This is a genomic window from Roseovarius sp., from assembly GCF_040219995.1.
Classification (GTDB): Bacteria; Pseudomonadota; Alphaproteobacteria; order Rhodobacterales; family Rhodobacteraceae; genus Roseovarius.
Genome location: NZ_JAVJUC010000041.1, coordinates 177,456 through 194,601, shown reverse-complemented (window position 1 = coordinate 194,601; position 17,146 = coordinate 177,456). Strand labels below are relative to the sequence as shown.

Annotated in this window: 20 protein-coding genes; 9 read left to right on the top strand and 11 right to left on the bottom strand. The window is 62.9% G+C overall.

Annotated elements, in window-relative coordinates; translation table 11 throughout:
- Positions 1 to 97 precede the first annotated feature (97 nt).
- A complete protein-coding gene (locus RID11_RS17490; RefSeq protein ID WP_350141600.1) occupies positions 98 to 601 on the top strand; it encodes an SRPBCC family protein in 504 nt (167 codons plus the stop codon).
- A gap of 113 nt (positions 602 to 714) precedes the next feature.
- Here RID11_RS17490 and RID11_RS17485 read toward each other — a convergent pair whose 3' ends face one another.
- The 8 genes from RID11_RS17485 to bhcA form a co-directional block, all read right to left on the bottom strand.
- Complete coding sequence (locus RID11_RS17485) at positions 715 to 1,770, bottom strand: ABC transporter ATP-binding protein (RefSeq protein WP_350141425.1); 1,056 nt, start codon at positions 1,768 to 1,770, stop codon at positions 715 to 717.
- Positions 1,771 to 1,775: 5 nt separating this feature from the next.
- A complete protein-coding gene (gene ugpE, locus RID11_RS17480; RefSeq protein WP_350141599.1) occupies positions 1,776 to 2,612 on the bottom strand; it encodes a sn-glycerol-3-phosphate ABC transporter permease UgpE in 837 nt (278 codons plus the stop codon).
- 20 nt (positions 2,613 to 2,632) lie between these two features.
- Complete coding sequence (gene ugpA, locus RID11_RS17475) at positions 2,633 to 3,514, bottom strand: sn-glycerol-3-phosphate ABC transporter permease UgpA (protein ID WP_350141423.1); 882 nt, start codon at positions 3,512 to 3,514, stop codon at positions 2,633 to 2,635.
- Positions 3,515 to 3,554: 40 nt separating this feature from the next.
- A complete protein-coding gene (gene ugpB, locus RID11_RS17470; protein WP_350141421.1) occupies positions 3,555 to 4,862 on the bottom strand; it encodes a sn-glycerol-3-phosphate ABC transporter substrate-binding protein UgpB in 1,308 nt (435 codons plus the stop codon).
- A gap of 142 nt (positions 4,863 to 5,004) precedes the next feature.
- Positions 5,005 to 5,997 carry an iminosuccinate reductase BhcD gene (gene bhcD / locus RID11_RS17465; protein WP_350141420.1) on the bottom strand — a complete coding sequence of 331 codons (993 nt, stop codon included), beginning with the start codon at positions 5,995 to 5,997 and terminating at the stop codon, positions 5,005 to 5,007.
- Between the two features lie 11 nt (positions 5,998 to 6,008).
- Positions 6,009 to 7,172 (bottom strand): 3-hydroxy-D-aspartate aldolase BhcC, encoded by a 1,164-nt coding sequence (gene bhcC, locus RID11_RS17460; RefSeq protein WP_350141419.1) that lies wholly within the window; start codon positions 7,170 to 7,172, stop codon positions 6,009 to 6,011.
- Positions 7,173 to 7,218: 46 nt separating this feature from the next.
- The gene (gene bhcB / locus RID11_RS17455) at positions 7,219 to 8,187 is read right to left on the bottom strand and encodes a beta-hydroxyaspartate dehydratase BhcB (protein ID WP_350141418.1); all 969 of its coding nucleotides are present in this window, start codon (positions 8,185 to 8,187) and stop codon (positions 7,219 to 7,221) included.
- Between the two features lie 11 nt (positions 8,188 to 8,198).
- A complete protein-coding gene (bhcA, locus tag RID11_RS17450; protein WP_350141417.1) occupies positions 8,199 to 9,392 on the bottom strand; it encodes an L-aspartate--glyoxylate aminotransferase BhcA in 1,194 nt (397 codons plus the stop codon).
- A 204-nt stretch (positions 9,393 to 9,596) separates the two neighbouring features.
- Here bhcA and RID11_RS17445 point away from each other — a divergent pair, with 204 nt between their 5' ends.
- The 5 genes from RID11_RS17445 (at position 9,597) to hemF (ending at position 13,663) form a co-directional block, all read left to right on the top strand.
- Positions 9,597 to 10,424: an IclR family transcriptional regulator gene (locus RID11_RS17445; RefSeq protein ID WP_350141416.1), complete on the top strand. Its 828-nt coding sequence runs from the start codon at positions 9,597 to 9,599 to the stop codon at positions 10,422 to 10,424.
- A gap of 137 nt (positions 10,425 to 10,561) precedes the next feature.
- Entirely contained in the window at positions 10,562 to 10,909 is a 348-nt protein-coding gene (clpS, locus tag RID11_RS17440; RefSeq protein ID WP_350141415.1) for an ATP-dependent Clp protease adapter ClpS, read from the top strand.
- Position 10,910: 1 nt separating this feature from the next.
- The gene (locus RID11_RS17435; protein ID WP_350141414.1) at positions 10,911 to 11,900 is read left to right on the top strand and encodes a class I SAM-dependent methyltransferase; all 990 of its coding nucleotides are present in this window, start codon (positions 10,911 to 10,913) and stop codon (positions 11,898 to 11,900) included.
- 44 nt (positions 11,901 to 11,944) lie between these two features.
- Positions 11,945 to 12,745, top strand: coding sequence for an SDR family NAD(P)-dependent oxidoreductase (locus RID11_RS17430; RefSeq protein ID WP_350141413.1), 801 nt, complete (start codon positions 11,945 to 11,947; stop codon positions 12,743 to 12,745).
- 27 nt (positions 12,746 to 12,772) lie between these two features.
- Positions 12,773 to 13,663 (top strand): oxygen-dependent coproporphyrinogen oxidase, encoded by an 891-nt coding sequence (gene hemF, locus RID11_RS17425; RefSeq protein ID WP_350141412.1) that lies wholly within the window; start codon positions 12,773 to 12,775, stop codon positions 13,661 to 13,663.
- Between the two features lie 27 nt (positions 13,664 to 13,690).
- On the opposite strand, the gene RID11_RS17420 is transcribed toward hemF, so the two are convergent.
- A complete protein-coding gene (locus tag RID11_RS17420) occupies positions 13,691 to 13,918 on the bottom strand; it encodes a DUF1150 family protein (protein WP_080456034.1) in 228 nt (75 codons plus the stop codon).
- A 6-nt stretch (positions 13,919 to 13,924) separates the two neighbouring features.
- A complete protein-coding gene (locus tag RID11_RS17415; protein WP_350141411.1) occupies positions 13,925 to 14,338 on the bottom strand; it encodes an Hsp20 family protein in 414 nt (137 codons plus the stop codon).
- Positions 14,339 to 14,501: 163 nt separating this feature from the next.
- Between RID11_RS17415 and RID11_RS17410 the strand changes: the two genes are divergently transcribed.
- From RID11_RS17410 to RID11_RS17400, 3 genes are read left to right on the top strand one after another with little or no spacing between them, the layout of a single operon-like run.
- Positions 14,502 to 14,726 (top strand): YdcH family protein, encoded by a 225-nt coding sequence (locus tag RID11_RS17410; protein ID WP_050663389.1) that lies wholly within the window; start codon positions 14,502 to 14,504, stop codon positions 14,724 to 14,726.
- 46 nt (positions 14,727 to 14,772) lie between these two features.
- Positions 14,773 to 15,261 carry a 5-(carboxyamino)imidazole ribonucleotide mutase gene (purE, locus tag RID11_RS17405; RefSeq protein ID WP_350141410.1) on the top strand — a complete coding sequence of 163 codons (489 nt, stop codon included), beginning with the start codon at positions 14,773 to 14,775 and terminating at the stop codon, positions 15,259 to 15,261.
- Complete coding sequence (locus RID11_RS17400) at positions 15,254 to 16,330, top strand: 5-(carboxyamino)imidazole ribonucleotide synthase (protein ID WP_350141408.1); 1,077 nt, start codon at positions 15,254 to 15,256, stop codon at positions 16,328 to 16,330. The genes purE and RID11_RS17400 overlap by 8 nt, the downstream gene beginning before the upstream one ends.
- A 6-nt stretch (positions 16,331 to 16,336) precedes the next feature.
- Here the strand turns inward: RID11_RS17400 and RID11_RS17395 are convergent, their stop codons facing one another.
- A complete protein-coding gene (locus tag RID11_RS17395) occupies positions 16,337 to 17,059 on the bottom strand; it encodes an SGNH/GDSL hydrolase family protein (RefSeq protein WP_350141407.1) in 723 nt (240 codons plus the stop codon).
- Positions 17,060 to 17,146: the final 87 nt, after the last annotated feature.

The window sequence follows — 17,146 nt, the reverse complement described above, 5'->3', positions numbered from 1 at the left end:
CCATGCCAAGGATGTGACCGGTGCCGACTTTCTGCTCTCTTGGCTGGGCCGCGGGGCTGGGCTAGGCTTTGCGCAAGGAACAGGGAGGGACAGCCAGATGAAGATGAGCGACACGCGTGATATCAAGGCCGACCGCGCCACCGTCTGGGCGGCGCTGCTCAGCCCCGAGGTGCTCAAGGAATGCGTGCCGGGCGCGCAGGAAGTGACCGGCACGCCCCAAGAGGGGTTCGAGGCGACGGTGACGCAGAAGGTCGGGCCGGTGAAGGCCACGTTCAAGGGCGGCGTGACCGTGTCGAACATGGTCGAACTCGAAAGCCTGACCCTGACCGGCGAGGGCAAGGGCGGGGCGGCTGGCTATGCCAAGGGCTCTGCCGATGTCCGGCTGGAAGAGATCGAGGACGGCACCCGGCTGAGCTATGACGTGGAGGCCAATGTCGGCGGCAAGCTGGCACAGCTTGGCAGCCGCATCGTGGATGGCTTTGCCAAGCGGATGGCGGATCAGTTCTTCACCCAGCTGGAAGAGGTGATCGAAGGCCCGTCCGAGGACGACCCGGAACCCGAGGCCGAGAAAAAAGGTTGGCTGAAGCGGCTGATTAGCTAGGGGGTTCGTTGGGGCTGATATAGTTGGTCAGGAGTGGCCTGCAGCGGGTATCGAGCGACGGGATTCTGAAAAAAGTCCGCTCAAGAAAGCTTCAAACTATCCTGGCCTCTGCCTCAATCGCCGTCCATCCGCGCCCCGCTCATCGCATCGAACAGGTGCATGTGCTCTGCCGCCACCGACAGGCGCAGCGCCTCGCCGCCATGGCCCACGCTGTGCACGCCTGAAAGGCTGGCGGTGAACGCCGACCCGTCCGGCAATTTTCCATGTAAGAGCGTGTTGGCGCCCAACGGCTCGGCCAGTTGCACCTGCATGGTGATCGGGCCGTCGGGATCGGGCACCAGATGCTCGGGGCGCAGCCCGAGCATGACGGGGCCATGCGTTCCGGTCGGGTTGGGCAGAACCATATCCCCCACATGCAGCGCACCGTCGCGCCCCTCGGCCCGGACCACGTTCATCGACGGACTGCCGATGAACTGCGCTGCGAATAGGCTCGCGGGGCGTTCATAGACATCGAGCGGCGTGCCGATCTGTTCGGCGATCCCTTCGTTCATCACGATCATCCGGTCGGCCATGGTCATCGCCTCGACCTGATCGTGTGTCACGTAGAGCGCGGTGATCCCCAGCTTCGCCTGCAACTCCCGGATTTCCAGCCGCATCTGCACCCGGAGTTTGGCATCGAGGTTCGACAACGGCTCGTCAAACAGGAACACCTTGGGCGCGCGCACGATGGCGCGGCCCATGGCGACGCGCTGCCGCTGCCCGCCCGAAAGCTGTTTCGGCTTGCGGTCAAGCAGTTCGGTCAGTTGCAACAACTCCGCCGCGCCCTGCACCTTGGCCGCGATTTCCGCCTTGGGCAGCCCGGCGATCCGCAGGCCGTAGCCCATGTTCTGCGCCACGCTCATATGCGGGTAGAGCGCGTAGTTCTGGAACACCATGGCAATGTCGCGGTCCATCGGCTCAAGGTCATTGGCGCGGGTGCCGCCGATGCGCAATTCGCCCTCGGTGATCGTCTCCAGCCCCGCCACCATGCGCAAGAGGGTGGATTTGCCGCAGCCCGAGGGGCCAACGATGACGATAAACTCGCCATCCGCCACATCGACGCTCACGCCCTTGATCACCTCGGTCGGGCCAAAGCGTTTCTTGATATTGTCGAGCGTTACGGTTGCCATGTCGCCTATTTCTCGCTGTCCACAAGGCCGCGGATAAAGAGTTTCTGCATCGAGATGACCACCACCACCGGCGGGATCATTGCAAGGATCGAGGTGGCCATGATCACCGGCCAGTCGGCCACGTCATCGCCCGACGGGAACATCTGCTTGATGCCCATGACGATGGTGTTCATCGACGGGTCCGTGGTGATCAGGAGCGGCCAGAGGTATTGATTCCAGCCATAGATGAACAGGATCACAAAGAGGGCCGCGATGTTTGTCCGGCTCATCGGCAAGAGGATATCCCAGAAAAACCGCATCGGGCGCGCGCCGTCCACGCGCGCCGCCTCGGCCAATTCGTCCGGCACGGTGAGGAAGAACTGCCGGAAGAGGAAGGTGGCCGTGGCCGAGGCGATCAGCGGAAAGATCAGGCCTGAATAGCTGTTGAGCATGCCGAAGCCCGCGATCACCTCATAGGTGGGCACGATTCGCACCTCCACGGGCAGCATCAGCGTCAGAAAGATCAGCCAGAAGAACAGGTTGCGCGCCGGAAAGCGGAAATAGACGATGGCAAAGGCCGACAGGAGCGAGATGATGATCTTGCCCACCGCGATCCCCACCGCCATGATCAACGAGTTGCCCAGCATGACCGCCACCGGCACGTTGACGCCCGAGACGAGCGCGGCGGTGTAATTCTCGATGAACCTGTCGCCGGGCCAGACCGGCATCGGCGGCTGTACGATCTCGGGCTGGGAAACGGTCGAGGCGACGAAGGCCAGCCAGATCGGGAAAAAGATCACCAGCACGCCCGCAATCATCGCCAGATGCGTCAGCCACAGGCCCATCCCGCGCTTTTCGACCATGCCTGTAATCTCGGTTGCCATCAGTAATGCACCCGCTTTTCGATATACTTGAATTGCAGCACCGTGAGCAGCCCCACGACGATCAGCAGGATAACCGATTGCGCTGCTGATGATCCCAGATCCTGCCCCACGAACCCGTCAGAAAACACCTTGTAGACGAGGATCGTCGTGGCCTGTTGCGGCCCGCCGGAGGTGATGGTGTGGATGACGCCGAAGGTCTCGAAGAAGGCGTAGACGATGTTGACCACCAGCAGGAAGAAGGTGGTCGGCGACAGGAGGGGAAGCACGATGGTAAAGAACCGCCGCCAGAACCGCGCGCCGTCGATCGCCGCCGCCTCGATGATCGACCGGGGGACGGCCTGCAACGCGGCGAAGAAAAACAGGAAGTTGTAGCTGATCCGCCCCCAGGCGGAGGCGACGACGACCAATCCCATCGCCTCGCCCTCATTGAGGACATGGTTCCAGTCATAGCCCAACTGCCCCAGATACCACGCCACCACCCCCACCCGCGTGTTGAACATGAAGAGCCACAGAACACCTGCCACCGCCGGGGCCACCGCATAGGGCCAGATCAGCAGGGTCCGGTAGACGCCCGCCGATTTTACCAGCCGGTCGGCCATCACCGCCAAAAACAGAGCCGGGATCATCGCCGCGAGTGTCACCAGCGTGGAAAAGATCGCGGTGGTGATGAAGGAGGAGCGGTAATAGGGATCGCCGAGCAGATATTCGAAATTTTCCAGCCCGACGAATTCCGACGACAGGCCGAACGGATCGGGGATGAATAGCGACTGCCACACCGCCTGACCGGCGGGATAGAAAAAGAACACCGCAGAGATGAACACCTGCGGCGCGATCAGGCAGAGCGGCAGAAGCCAGCCCTTGAAGGTGACGCGCTTTTCCATGTGGGAGTAAAGGGGCGGTCACCCGCCCCCTTTTCTGCCTTTAGTTGCTGGCGCGCTCGAAGCGGCGCAGCAGTTGATTGCCGCGTTCAACCGCCGAATCAAGCGCCGCCTGCGCGTCCTTGTCCCCGGACCAGACCGCCTCCAATTCCTCGTCGATGATGCCCCTGATCTGATCGAAGGAGCCAAGCCGCAGGCCCTTGGAATTGGCCGTGGGCGCGTTGGCGGTCATCTGTTCTACAGCCACCTCGGTGCCGGGGTTCTCCTCATAGAAGCCCTGCTCGCGGGTCAATTCGCCGGCCGCTTTGGTGATCGGCAAATAGCCCGTGTTCTGATGCCATTTGGCCTGGATCTCGGGTGACGACAGGAAATTGAGAAACGCCCCCGCCGCCTCGTATTCGGCAGGCTCATGCCCCTCCATCACCCAGAGCGACGCGCCGCCGATGATGGTGTTCTGCGGCGCACCCTCGACACCATCCCAATAGGGCAGTTGGCGCACGTCGAAATCGAACTGCGCCTCGGCCTTGATGCCCGCGTAACCGGCGGAGCTTTCGGTGAAGAGCGCGCATTCGCCGGCGCGGAAATTGGCCCCGCCCTCGTTGCGGCGACCAGCATAGATGAACTTGCCCTCATCGGCCCATTCGCCCATCTGCGCGATATGCTTCACCTGCACTGGCCCATTGAAGGCCAGCTCGGTATCGAGCCCGGCAAAGCCGTTGTCTTTCGTGGCAAATGGTACGTCGTGATAGGCCGAGAGATTCTCGAGGTGAATCCAGCTCTGCCAGGCGGTCGTGAGCGGGCAGTCGTGGCCTGCCTCGGCCAGTTGATCCAGAACCGCATCGACATTCTGCCAGGTGCTCAGATCGGTATCAGGGTCGATGCCCGCCCCCTCAAGCGCGTCGCGGTTGACCCACAGCACCGGGGTGGAGGAGTTGAACGGCAGCGACAGCATCTGCCCGTCGGTGGTGGTGTAATAACCCTTGACCGCGCCGATATAGGCGTCGGGGTCGAACTCGTCCCCTGCCATCACCTCGTGGACCGGCCTGATCGCGCCCTTGGCACCCATCATGGTCGCGGTGCCCACTTCGAACACCATCAGGATATGCGGTTGCTCGCCCGCGCGAAACGCGGCAATCCCGGCATTGAGGGTCTCGGAATAATTGCCCTTGTGGGTGGCATTCACAGTATAGTCGCTGTGGCTTTCGTTGAACGTTTCGACCTGCTCGGCCACCAATTCGCCCAAACGCCCGGTAAAGGCGTGCCAGAACTGGATTTCGGTTTCGGCCAGTGCGGCCAGCGGTGTCAGCGTCGTGGTGGCGACGAGTGTCGCGCCAAGTGCAAGGCTGCGCATGGTGATCTCTCCCTGAAGTAATGGCACATCGCCCATCCCCGGGCGACGGCAGACCACGACAGGCTACACGGAAAACGCGAACAGGCAACCACATGCGCGGCTGCCTGCCCAAAAAATCATCAAAGTTTTACACGGCCCCGGATCAGAGGCTGACAGGTGTCACCAGCCCCCGCTCCCGCGCGATCCTTGCCGCGACCGAAGCGACGGCGAGATCCTGCAAACCCACGCCGGTGCCATCGAACAACGTGATCTCTTCGGCGCTGCTGCGCCCGGCATGGGTGCCGTTGATCACAGCGCCAACGGGGGTGATGTCGCCCTCGGCAATCAGCCCCTGCGCGACCGCATGCTGCGCCTCGCCGATGCTGATCGACTGCGCGATCTCGTCGGCAAAGACGGTGGCCCGCTGAAAGAGTGCCGGATCGACCTCCTGCTTGCCCTTGGTGTCGGTGCCCATGCAGGCGATATGCGTGCCGGGCTTGATCCAATCGGCCATGAGCAGCGGCTCGAAGGCCGAGGTGATCGTGATGATCACATCCGCTGTCGCGCCCAACTCCTCTTGGCTCACGCCTTCGAACTCCAGCCCCAGCTCCTCGGCCACCGCTTGCAGACGCGGCAGCATGTCGGGATGCGGGTTCCAGGCCACGACCTTTTCAAAGTCGCGCTGCTCGGCGGCAGCGCGCAATTGAAAGGCGGATTGGTGGCCCGCACCGACCATGCCCAGCACCTTGGAATCCTTGCGCGCCAGATGCGCGATGGAGACCGAGGACGAGGCCGCCGTGCGCAACGCGGTGAGGTAATTGCCCCCCACCAGCGCAGACAACTGCCCGGTATCGGGATCGAAGAGGCAGACCGTGGATTGGTGATTGGTCAGCCCCTTCGCCATGTTGCCCGGCCAATAGCCGCCCGCCTTGAGCCCGAGGGTCAGGCCGGATTTGTCAAACCCGCCCTTGAAGCCATAGAGCGCATCGGCATGGCCGATGGCCTCGCGCACCACGGGGAAATTATAGGCATCGCCCTTGGCCATCGCGCCGAACACGGCCTCGACGGCCGAAAACGCGTCGGCGCGGCTGATTACCTCTTGGCAGATCGCCTCGCCGACGATGACGATACCCTGGGCCTCTACTTTCTGATCCATCATGCCCGCCCTCAATAGGCCCGGCCACGGGCCGAGACCGGCCAGACGGTTTCGACCTTCCCGTTGCGGACACCGACATACCAGTCATGCACGTTGCAGGTGGGGTCGCAATGCCCCGGCACGAGGCGCAGTTTCTCGTTCACCTTGAGCACGCCATCGGGGTCTGCGACCACGCCATGCTCGTCCGAGCATTTGACGTATTCCACGTCCTTTCGTCCAAAGATGAAGGGCAGGCCACTATCCACCGATTGCGCCTTGAGGCCCGCATCGACGATGGCCTTGTCGGCTTTGGCGTGGCTCATCACAGAGGTCAGGATGAACAGCGCATTTTCCCATTCGCCCTGATCGATCCGGTTGCCGTCCTTGTCCAGAATGCGACCGTAATCGGCATCCATGAAGGCGTAAGAGCCGCACTGAAGTTCGTTATAGACCCCCGAATTGCCCTCGAAATAATAGCTGCCGGTGCCGCCGCCGCCGACGATGTCACACTCCAGCCCCTCGGCCTTCAGCCCCTCGACAGCATCGCGCACTTGCGCCACCGCGAGGTCGATCTTGGCCTTGCGGTCCTCGTACTTGTCCATGTGCTGCATCGCGCCCTGATAAGCCTGAATGCCCGCAAACTTGAGGCCCGGCGCGCCGTCAATCGCTTTGGCGATCTCGACCACCTCTGGCGTCGTCGTCACGCCGCAGCGACCCGCGCCGCAGTCAATCTCCACCAGACATTCGATCTGCGTGCCGTGCTTTTGCGCACCCGCCGACAGGTCCACCACATTGGCCAGATCATCGACACAGCAGATCGTGCGCGCGCCCAGCTTGGGCATCCGCGCCAGACGGTCGATCTTGGCGGGGTCGCGCACCTGATTGGACACCAGCACGTCCTTGATCCCGCCACGGGCAAAGACCTCGGCCTCGCTCACTTTCTGACAGCAGACACCGCAGGCGCCACCAAGGCTTTCCTGCAGCTTCGCCACATCCACCGACTTGTGCATCTTGCCATGCACCCGGTGGCGCATGCCATGTTCGCGGGCCCAATCGCCCATCTTCTTGATATTGCGCTCCAGCGCGTCGAGATCGAGCACGAGGCAGGGCGTCTGAATGTCGGTCTCGTCCATGCCCGGCAGGGCGGGGATGTCAAAGCCCACTTCGTATTCGTCGAGATTGATCACGTCTTTCATGGTATCCTCCGGTTTATCCTACGGCCGGGCGTAGCCCGGCCTGTGCTCATTTGATCCAGGGCAGTTTGTCGAGATCGACATTGCCGCCGGTGATGATGACGCCCACCCGCCTGCCCGCGAACACCTCGCGGTTTTTCAGGATCACCGCCAGCGGCACGGCGCAGCTCGCCTCGATCACGATCTTCATCCGCGCCCATGTCAGCTTCATCGCGTCGATGATCTCGTCCTCGCTCGCGGTCAGGATGTCGGTCACGTTATGGCTGACGAAATGCCAGGTGTTGCCCTTGAGCGGCACCTTGAGCCCGTCGGCCACCGTCTCGGGCGCGTCATCGGCGATGATATGCCCGGCCTTGAAGCTGCGATAGGCGTCGTCGGCCTGTTCGGGCTCGGCGGCATAGATCTGCACATCGGGTGCGATGTTCGACAGCGTCAGGCACGTGCCCGAGATCATCCCGCCGCCGCCGATGGGGGCGATCACGGCATCGAGCCCCTCGGTCTGCTCCATCATCTCCAGCGAACAGGTCGCCTGTCCGGTGATGACGCGCAGATCGTTGTAGGGGTGCACGAATTCCGCGCCGGTCTCGGCCTGCACCTTTGCAAAGACCTCCTCGCGGCTGGTTGTCGAGGGCTCGCATTCGGTGATGATGCCGCCATAGCCGCGCACCGCATCCTTTTTCGCCTGCGGCGCGGTGCGGGGCATGACCACATGGCACGGAATGCCCCGCCGCCCGGCCGCATAGCTCAGGCTGAGCGCGTGATTGCCTGAACTGTGCGTCGCCACGCCCAGTTTGGCCACCTCGTCCGTCAGCCCAAAGACCGCGTTCGACGCGCCGCGCACCTTGAATGCGCCCGCCTTCTGGAAATTCTCGCATTTGAAGAACAGCTCTGCACCAGTTAGCTCGTTCAGGAAGGACGAGGTCAGAACGGGCGTGCGGTGGATATAGGGCTTGATCCGTTCATGCGCGTTGCGCACGTCTTCAATCGTCAGATCGCCCGGGCTTCGTTGGTCCAGCATGCTCTCTCCTTTCACGCGGCTTGTTCGGTCAGAACGGGCTTGGCTGTTGTGCGGTAGTACTCCTGCGCCGCGATCACGCCCGAGCCGAGCTTAACCGGGTAGTTCAGGTCGGCCATCGCCATTTCGATGGTGGCCAAGCCCGACAGCATCATCGCATCCGTCAGGCTTCCCAAATGGCCGATCCGGAAGGCGCGACCGTTCATCTCTCCCAGACCGACGCCGAAACTCATGCCATAGGTGGCAAAGGCGTGCTCGGTCAGGGCGTTGCTGTCATAGCCATCAGGCACATAAATGGCGCTAACCGTGTCAGAGTAAAGCTCCGGCGATTGCGCCACGAGACGCAGCCCCCAGGCGTCAACCGCGCGCCGCACCCCTTCGGCAAGGCGTGTGTGACGGGCATAGACATTTTCCAGCCCCTCCTCGAACAGCATGTTCAGGCTCTCAGCCATGCCGTAGATCAGTTGCAGCGGCGGGGTGTAGGGATATCCACCCTTGGCGTTGGTCGTGAGCATATCACGAAAATCAAAGAAGGTGCGCGGCAGCGTGGCGCTGTCCATCGCCGCAAGCGCCTTGCCGCTCACCGCGAGGATGGCCATGCCGGTATTCAGCATGAACCCCTTTTGCGAGCCGGAGACCGCGATATCGACACCCCAGGCATCCATCTCGAAGGGCATCGACGCGAGGGAACTGACGCAATCGACCATCAGAAGGGCGGGATGTGCGGCGGCATCCATCGCGCCCCGCACCGCGCCGATGTCAGAGCGCACGCCGGTCGCGGTTTCGTTATGGGTGACCAGCACGGCCTTGATCTCATGTACGGTATCGGTACGCAGCGCCTCTTCGAACTTGTCGGCCGGCGCGCCGCTGCCCCAGGGGCATTCGATGATCTGCACGTTCAGCCCATGCCGCTCGCACATGTCGATCCAGCGATGGCTGAACATGCCGTAGCGCGCGACCAGGACGGTATCGCCGGGCGACAGCGTGTTGGCGATCGCCGCTTCCCAGCCGCCGGTGCCCGATGCCGGGAAGGTGATGATCTCGGCCTCCGATGCACCGAACACCGTCAGGCACCCAGCCAGCACGGGAGTCAGCGTGTTGACGAAAGCGGGCGAGCGGTGGTCCTGCGTCTGCACCTGCATCGCGCGGCGCAGCCGGTCGGGAATATTGGTCGGGCCGGGAATGAAAACCGGGTTCTGATCTGACATGACACCATCCTCCTTGGGTGTTGTCGTTAATATGACGGATGCCTACCTTTTCATCAATTTTCTTGAAATCGTTTTCCATTTAATAATTTAAATATGCAAAGTACTGATATTATGTGTTTTTCATTTTCCCATCTTTGCCCTATGTAATTTCATGGAAAATATTTTTATTCCGTATGCAACCGCCCACCAAGGGAATCGCAGATCATGACCCAGACCAAGCGCCCCCGGGGCCGCCCCAAATCCCAATTCACCGAAAGCAGCGCCGGCACTATGCAGTCGCTCGACCGCGCACTTGGCGTGCTGACCACGGTCGCCCGGCAAGAAGGGGTGAATCTCACCGATCTGTCGCTCTCGCTCGGCATTCCCACTGCCACAACGCACCGCATCCTGACCACCCTGCAAAAGCGCGATTTCGTGCGCTTCGACGAGGAACGTCAGGACTGGACCATCGGGATCGAGGCCTACCGCACCGGCGTCGCCTATCTCAAGCGCACGAACCTGTCGGATGCCGGTCGCCCGGTGATGCGCCGCCTGATGGAGCAGACCGGCGAGACCGCCAATCTCGCGGTGCCGGACGGGGCCGAGGTGGTTTTCATCGGGCAGGTCGAGACCGGCAACCCGATCCGCGCCTTCTTTCCGCCGGGGTCGCGCACACCGATGCATGCCTCGGGCACCGGCAAGGCGATTCTCGCGGCGCTGTCAGAGGAGCGTCGTCTCGCGCTTCTGACAGGGGCCGGGCTGCAGGGCTTTACCGCAAACACCCATGTCACGCCGCGCGCGCTCTTCGATGATCTGGAAGAGACGACGGCGCGCGGCTGGTCGTTTGACCGCAACGAACGCTACGACGGCATGTCCTGCATCGGGGCCGCAATCTTCAACGACCGTGGAGAGCCCTGTGCCGGCGTGTCGATTTCGGGCCCCTCCTCGCGGTTCTCCGATGCACGCCTCCCCGAATTCGGCCGTGCCGTGGCGCAGGCGGCGGCACAGATCACCCATCTGATCGCCGGGCACGGCGCCGAGGTGACGGAATAGCCCGGTGACCAATCCTGAGACCGAAAAATTTGCCCCCGCGAATCCCGGTCTGCCCCCTTTTCTCGGAGGGGTCATAGGTTATATAGAGAGGCCAAAGCGATGGACCTCATGCGCAACAAGGGTGCGACAGCAAAGTGATGACAGTGCAGTTTCCCCAACTGGCCGGTCCGGGCAAGGACGAGGATGGCGACGATGACGTCTCCGTCGCGATCAAGACGCGGCCAAAGACGCAGCGGCCGCCGCTCTACAAGGTGCAGCTGCTGAATGACGATTATACCCCGATGGAGTTCGTCGTCGCGGTGCTGGAGCGATTTTTCGGCATGTCGCACGCGCAGGCCTTCGAGATCATGCTGACGGTGCATAAAAAGGGCGTCGCGGTCGTCGGCGTGTTCAGCCACGAGATTGCCGAGACCAAGGTTGCGCAGGTGATGGATTTCGCCCGCCGTCATCAACACCCGCTGCAATGCACCATGGAAAAGGAATAGCGTGAGCACGCCCTCACGCCTGTCGCTTGCCATCGAATCCGGCACCATAACTCTGCCCGAGGCGGGGCGTATCGCCGTGTTAGCACCGCGCGCCGGGGCGGACATCACGGCGCTGCCCGCCGAGCGGGTACAGATTATCACCACGATGAAACCTGATTTCGACGCCTTCGCCGCGCGCGGCTATGATTGTGCGGTGGCCCCCGACGGGCGCTATGGGGCGGCCCTCGTCTGCCTGCCCCGCGCCAAGCCGCTGGCACGCGCGCTGATCGCGCAGGCGGCGGATGTGACCGACGGTCCGGTGATCGTCGATGGTGACAAGACCGACGGGGTCGAATCGATCCTCAAGGACTGCCGCAGGCGGGTTGAGACCGGCGCGCCGCTCTCCAAGGCGCATGGCAAAATCTTCACTCTGCCCGAAGAGGCCGAATTTGCCGATTGGCGCGGCACCGAGAGCGAAATCGCGGGCGACTATATCACCGCACCCGGTGTGTTTTCCGCCGACGGCATCGACCCGGGCTCCGACTGGCTGGCGCGCGCGCTGCCCGACAAGCTGGGCGCGCATGTGATCGACCTTGGCGCAGGCTGGGGATACCTGGCGGCGCAGGTGCTGGGCCGCGAGGCGATCACCCGGCTCGATCTGGTGGAGGCCGATCACGCCGCCCTCATCTGTGCGCAGCGCAACGTGCTCGATCCGCGCGCCGCGTTCCATTGGGCCGATGCCACTCAGTGGCAACCCGACAGCCGCGCCGACAGCGTGATCATGAACCCGCCCTTTCACACCGGGCGCAGCGCCACCCCCGATCTGGGCCGCGCCTTCATCGCCTCGGCGGCGCGCGCGCTCAAGCCCTCGGGCACGCTCTGGCTGGTCGCCAACCGCCATCTGCCCTACGAGGCGGCGCTGGAGCAACGCTTCAAACATGTCGAAGAGATCGCGGGCGACAACCGCTTCAAGATCCTTCAGGCGCGTCACCCGTCTCGTCAGACGCGGTAGAATCGCCTAACCTCCCCCCAAAGCTCAGCTCGAAAGGCGCTTTCATGTCATTCTCCATCGCGGGCAAGACCGCCATCGTGACCGGCGGTGCCAACGGCATCGGCCTCGCCATCGGGCGGCATTTCGCGGACAAGGGCGCCAATGTCATGTTCGCCGACATGGACGAGAAACGTCTGAAGGATGAATTGGGCAAGGCCGCCGAGGCCGATAACGTGCGCTATTTCGCGGGCGACCTGCGGCAGAAACTGGCGCAGGCCAATCTGCTCTCGGCCACAATCGACGCCTTCGACCAGATCGACATTCTCGTGAATGCCTGCCGTCAGGTGGTACCGTCGGACGCGCTCAACCCCGAGGATGATGCCGTCGAGATGCTGTTGCAGCAGAACCTGATGACCTCGCTGCGGATGAGCCAGCAGGTCGCCAAGCGGATGATCAAGCAGGCCGAAGGCCAGACCGAGGGCGTCGCGGGCACCATTGTGAACCTTTCCTCGATCGCCGCGCGCCGCACCCATCCCGACCTGATGGCCTATTCGATCTCTTCAGCGGCGCTCGACCAGATGACGCGCAGCCTCGCCGTGGCGCTCGCCCCGTATCGCATCCGCGTCAACGCGCTGGCGTTCGGTTCGGTGATGAGCGCCTCGCTCAAGGACACGCTGCGCGAGCACAGCGATTACCGCGACGATATCGAGTGTCACACCCCGCTTGGCCGCATCGCGTCGGCCACGGAACTGGCAGAAGCGGTGCAATATCTCTCCTGCGACGGCTCCAGCTTCATGACAGGGCAGATCATGACCATGGATGGCGGGCGCACCCTGCTTGATCCCGTCGCCGCCCCGGCGCATTAATGGGTCAAAGAGCCCGAGGATGACCCGATGAGTGATGATTTTACCGAGAAGAAAGCCCGCGCCGCGGCGTGGTTTCGCCAGTTGCGCGACCAGATCGTCGCCGCCTTCGAGGGGTTGGAAGAGAGCCACGTCGAAGGGCCGTTCGCGGATGCAGCGCCGGGCCGCTTCGAGGTATCTGAGACCAGCCGCGCCAGCGACGACGGATCAGACGCCGGCGGCGGGCTGATGAGCGTGATGCGCGGCGGCCGCGTCTTCGAGAAGGTCGGCGTAAACGTCTCCGAGGTTTACGGCACCTTGGGCGAGGCCGCGCAAAAGGCGATGGCCGCGCGTGGCGTGCCGGGGATGGAGCATGACCCGCGCTTCTGGGCCTCCGGCATCAGCCTCGTCGCCCATATGCAGAACCCGCATTGCCCGGCCGTTCACATGAACACCCGGATGTTCTGGACACCCGGCGCGTGGTGGTTCGGCGGCGGATCGGATCTCAACCCCTGCATCGAGTATGCCGAGGATACCGCGCATTTCCACGACCAGCAAAAGGCGCATCTCGCCCCGCATGGCGAAGATCTTTACGCGCGGCTCAAGGACTGGGCTGACGAATATTTCTACATTCCCCATCGCCACCGGGCGCGCGGCGTCGGCGGCATCTTCATGGATGACCGCAACACCGGCGATTGGGAGGCGGATTTCGCCCTGACGCAGGATATCGGGCGGGCGTTTTTACCCGCGTTCCTGCCATTGACCGAACGGCGCCGGGTGCAGCCCTTCACCGACGCCGACAAGGACACCCAGCTTGTGCATCGCGGGCTCTATGCGGAATACAACCTCGTTTATGACCGGGGCACCAAGTTCGGGCTGGCCACCGGGCATGACGCCAATGCCGTGCTGATGAGCCTGCCGCCGCTGGCCAAGTGGCACTAGAGATTTAACGCGCCGGCAACGGCCCGGTCAGTGAACCGTCACCGGCTCCATGTTGTTCTGGCGCGCCAGAAGAAACGCCAGCTTGCGGTCACGCACCAACGCCAGCCGCTCGCCTTCGGTGCTGTGCACAGCATACAGCGTGGTCAAATCGCCGACCTGCTCGCGCATGTCTTCGGGCAGATCCTCGACATTGACGGGACGCACATAGACGATGGCCCGCTCTTCGATATCTCCGAAATCATATTTGGTATCCATGATGGCTTACCCCTTGTTGATCCTGATTTTCTGCACCACCGGCTCGGGCTGTGCGCGGGTGAGGTCCACATGCAAAAGCCCGTTCTCCATGATCGCCTCGCCCACCTCTACCCCGTCGGCCAGCACGAAAGAGCGCTGGAACTGTCGCGCAGCGATGCCGCGATGCAGGTAGATACGGCCTTCGGCGTCGTCGCCCTGTCGGCCCCGGATGACCAGTTGCCGGTCCTCCACGGTGATCGCCAGATCATCCTCGGCAAACCCGGCCACGGCCAGTGTGATGCGATAGGAATTCTGCGAGGTCTGTTCGATGTTAAAGGGCGGATACCCTTCGTTACCCGATTTGGCGCTGCGTTCCAGCATCCGTTCGAGTTGCTCGAACCCCAGCATGTAGGGGTGCGACCCCAGAGTAAGCTTTGTCATCGACACGTCCTTGAGCTTAAGCGACCGTCCGTTGTGCAAGGCCCCGTTATGGCGACCTGCGTCCGAAATATGGGCATTGCCCCGGATGCGCGCAAGGGCTTTGCGAATGGGCGCAGATTGACTATCTTCTAAGCCCACGGCCCCCTTGGAGGAATCGCTTGCCATGAACGCCTATAGCGACCTTTCGATGAAATCAGAGGATGTGCTGCGCGTGGAACTGGAAGAGTTCCGCCGCGAGCATGGCGATCTCGACGCGGCCATTCGCGCGCTGCAGGAGAAAAGCACTGCCGATCAGCTGACCCTGCAACGGCTCAAGAAGAAAAAACTCTGGCTGCGCGACATGATCGCCCGGATCGAGGACCGGCTCTATCCCGACATCATTGCGTAACCCCCCTTGATGGGTATAGTGCGCGCTTCAAAACGTGAGGCGTGACATGACAGGCGTGAAAATCGGCATCATCATGGGCAGTCAGTCCGACTGGTCCACCATGCGCGAAGCAGCGACCATTCTCGACGAGTTGGGCCTGGGATACGAGACGCGCATCGTCTCGGCGCACCGCACGCCGGACCGGCTGTGGGACTACGGAAAGACCGCCGTTGAGCGAGGCTTGCAGGTGATCATCGCCGGTGCGGGCGGAGCGGCGCATCTGCCGGGCATGATGGCGTCGAAAACCCGCGTGCCGGTGATCGGCGTGCCGGTGCAGACCCGCGCGCTTTCGGGTGTCGACAGCCTCTATTCCATCGTGCAGATGCCAAAGGGCTTTCCCGTGGCGACCATGGCGATCGGGGCGGCGGGGGCCGCTAATGCCGGTCTGATGGCCGCCGCGATCCTCGCCAATTCCGATGCGGCACTTGCGCAGCGTCTCGATGATTGGCGCGCCGCGCTTTCTGCCTCCATCCCAGACGAGCCAAGCGATGACTGATCCTCTCTCTCCCGGCGCGACCATCGGCATTCTGGGCGGCGGCCAGTTGGGCCGCATGCTCTCGGTCGCCGCGGCGCGCCTCGGGTTCAAGACCTGCATCTTCGAGCCGGGCGGCGATTGCCCGGCCAGCCATGTGGCGAATTTCCATTTCAAGGCCGAGTATACCGACGAGGACGCGTTGCGACGGTTTGCAGAAAGCGTCGATGTCATCACCTACGAGTTCGAAAACATCCCCGCCTCGGCTCTTGATGTGCTCGAGCGGATCACGCCTGTCCACCCGGGGCGCCGCGCGCTCAAGGTCAGCCAGGACCGACTGACGGAAAAGGCGTTCCTGTCGGATCTGGGGCTGGCAACGGCTCCCTTTGCCGCCGTCGATGACGCCGAGGATCTGGCCGAGGCCTTGGCCGAGATCGGCCTGCCCGCGATCCTCAAGACCCGCCGCTTCGGCTATGATGGCAAGGGGCAGGCGCGGATCATGGTTGCAACCGAGGCCGAGCAGGCCTTGTCCGATATGAACGGGGTCGAGGCGATCTATGAGGGATTCGTCGAGTTCAGCCACGAAGTGTCAGTCATAGCCGCGCGCAATGCCGCCGGTGACGTGGCCTGCTTTGACCCCGGCGAGAACGTCCACGACGACGGCATCCTGCGCACCACCATCGTGCCCGCGCGCCTCACGGCGGCGCAGCGTACCGACGCTGTTCTGCTGGCGGCCAAGATCGTCAACCGTTTGAAGTATGTGGGCGTCATGGGGGTGGAACTGTTCGTGACAGCCAAGGGCCTCGTGGTCAACGAGATCGCACCGCGCGTCCACAATTCCGGCCACTGGACACAATCCGGCTGCGCCATCGACCAGTTCGAACAGCATATCCGCGCCGTGGCGGGCTGGCCGCTGGGCGACGGGTCGCGCTACGCCGATGTGGTGATGGAGAACCTCATCGGCGATGACATGAACCGCCTGCCGCGGATCATGCAGGAGGCCGATGCGTCGCTGCATCTTTATGGCAAGGCCGAGGTCAAACCCGGTCGCAAGATGGGCCATGTCAACCGGGTGACGCGCAAGCCGGGCTAGAGCCCGTCAGTTCCCGGTTAGCGCGTTGCGGGAAACCGTGCCTTGCGTATGGGATGCGATGATGCGCGCGATCCGGGCACCGATATGGCGGCTTGCCTTAACCGAGGGGTGAATGCGGTCCAGCGCGTGATAGCTCAGATCGCCATGCGGAACCATGTCGGCCAAGGGCACGAAATGCAGGCCACTGTCCAGCGCCGCGAGACGCGCCATACGACGGTCGAATTCGTCACCCTCGTCGGCGCAATGCTCGATCGGCGAGTTGACGCCCGGCGAGCGCAGATAGCCCACGTAAATCACCTGCGCCCCATCCTGACGCAGCCGCGAAAGAAAGCCGGGGATCACACCACGGCGACCGTCACGCGAAATCAGCTGGTTCATGCGCCTTTGACAGCGGGTGCACCCGCAACCGAGCCACAGATCGTTGCCGCCCCCATTGAGCACCACCCAATCCCAGTTCCCGCGATGATATTGCTGCTTGATATTGAGCCCGAGTGCCCCGCTGATCGGCAACCGGTAGAAATACCGCGCCCCGCCAATGGCGCGGTCGGTCACCTGCGCCCCGGTCATCCGTCGCACCGTCGCCGACACCGACAGGCCGCCCAGCTTGTGCATCGCCATGAGCGAATCGCCCATCACCAAGACACGAAACCCGTCCCGCCCCTGTGCCGTGGCCTGTGGCCCTGTCGAAACAAGGGTCAGCAGCGCGATTGCGAGTATCTGTCGTATCATTCTTAGCCTCGTCACCATGATCGGATCGGACCCCCCCAAGACGTCCGTTCTATCAGACTGGCATCGAAGGTTTAACAAATTCCCAAA

Bases quoted from the DNA above. Each gene is read 5' to 3' on its own strand.
- RID11_RS17395 (WP_350141407.1), bottom strand. From the start codon at position 17,059: ATGATACGACAGATACTCGCAATCGCGCTGCTGACCCTTGTTTCGACA.
- RID11_RS17485 (WP_350141425.1), bottom strand. From the start codon at position 1,770: ATGGCAACCGTAACGCTCGACAATATCAAGAAACGCTTTGGCCCGACC.
- bhcA (WP_350141417.1), bottom strand. From the start codon at position 9,392: ATGTCAGATCAGAACCCGGTTTTCATTCCCGGCCCGACCAATATTCCC.
- ugpA (WP_350141423.1), bottom strand. From the start codon at position 3,514: ATGGAAAAGCGCGTCACCTTCAAGGGCTGGCTTCTGCCGCTCTGCCTG.
- bhcB (WP_350141418.1), bottom strand. From the start codon at position 8,187: ATGCTGGACCAACGAAGCCCGGGCGATCTGACGATTGAAGACGTGCGC.
- bhcD (WP_350141420.1), bottom strand. From the start codon at position 5,997: ATGGATCAGAAAGTAGAGGCCCAGGGTATCGTCATCGTCGGCGAGGCG.
- purE (WP_350141410.1), top strand. From the start codon at position 14,773: ATGACAGGCGTGAAAATCGGCATCATCATGGGCAGTCAGTCCGACTGG.
- RID11_RS17490 (WP_350141600.1), top strand. From the start codon at position 98: ATGAAGATGAGCGACACGCGTGATATCAAGGCCGACCGCGCCACCGTC.
- RID11_RS17400 (WP_350141408.1), top strand. From the start codon at position 15,254: ATGACTGATCCTCTCTCTCCCGGCGCGACCATCGGCATTCTGGGCGGC.
- RID11_RS17420 (WP_080456034.1), bottom strand. From the start codon at position 13,918: ATGGATACCAAATATGATTTCGGAGATATCGAAGAGCGGGCCATCGTC.
- ugpE (WP_350141599.1), bottom strand. From the start codon at position 2,612: ATGGTCGAAAAGCGCGGGATGGGCCTGTGGCTGACGCATCTGGCGATG.
- RID11_RS17415 (WP_350141411.1), bottom strand. From the start codon at position 14,338: ATGACAAAGCTTACTCTGGGGTCGCACCCCTACATGCTGGGGTTCGAG.
- hemF (WP_350141412.1), top strand. From the start codon at position 12,773: ATGAGTGATGATTTTACCGAGAAGAAAGCCCGCGCCGCGGCGTGGTTT.
- clpS (WP_350141415.1), top strand. From the start codon at position 10,562: ATGACAGTGCAGTTTCCCCAACTGGCCGGTCCGGGCAAGGACGAGGAT.
- RID11_RS17430 (WP_350141413.1), top strand. From the start codon at position 11,945: ATGTCATTCTCCATCGCGGGCAAGACCGCCATCGTGACCGGCGGTGCC.
- ugpB (WP_350141421.1), bottom strand. From the start codon at position 4,862: ATGCGCAGCCTTGCACTTGGCGCGACACTCGTCGCCACCACGACGCTG.
- RID11_RS17445 (WP_350141416.1), top strand. From the start codon at position 9,597: ATGACCCAGACCAAGCGCCCCCGGGGCCGCCCCAAATCCCAATTCACC.
- RID11_RS17410 (WP_050663389.1), top strand. From the start codon at position 14,502: ATGAACGCCTATAGCGACCTTTCGATGAAATCAGAGGATGTGCTGCGC.
- bhcC (WP_350141419.1), bottom strand. From the start codon at position 7,172: ATGAAAGACGTGATCAATCTCGACGAATACGAAGTGGGCTTTGACATC.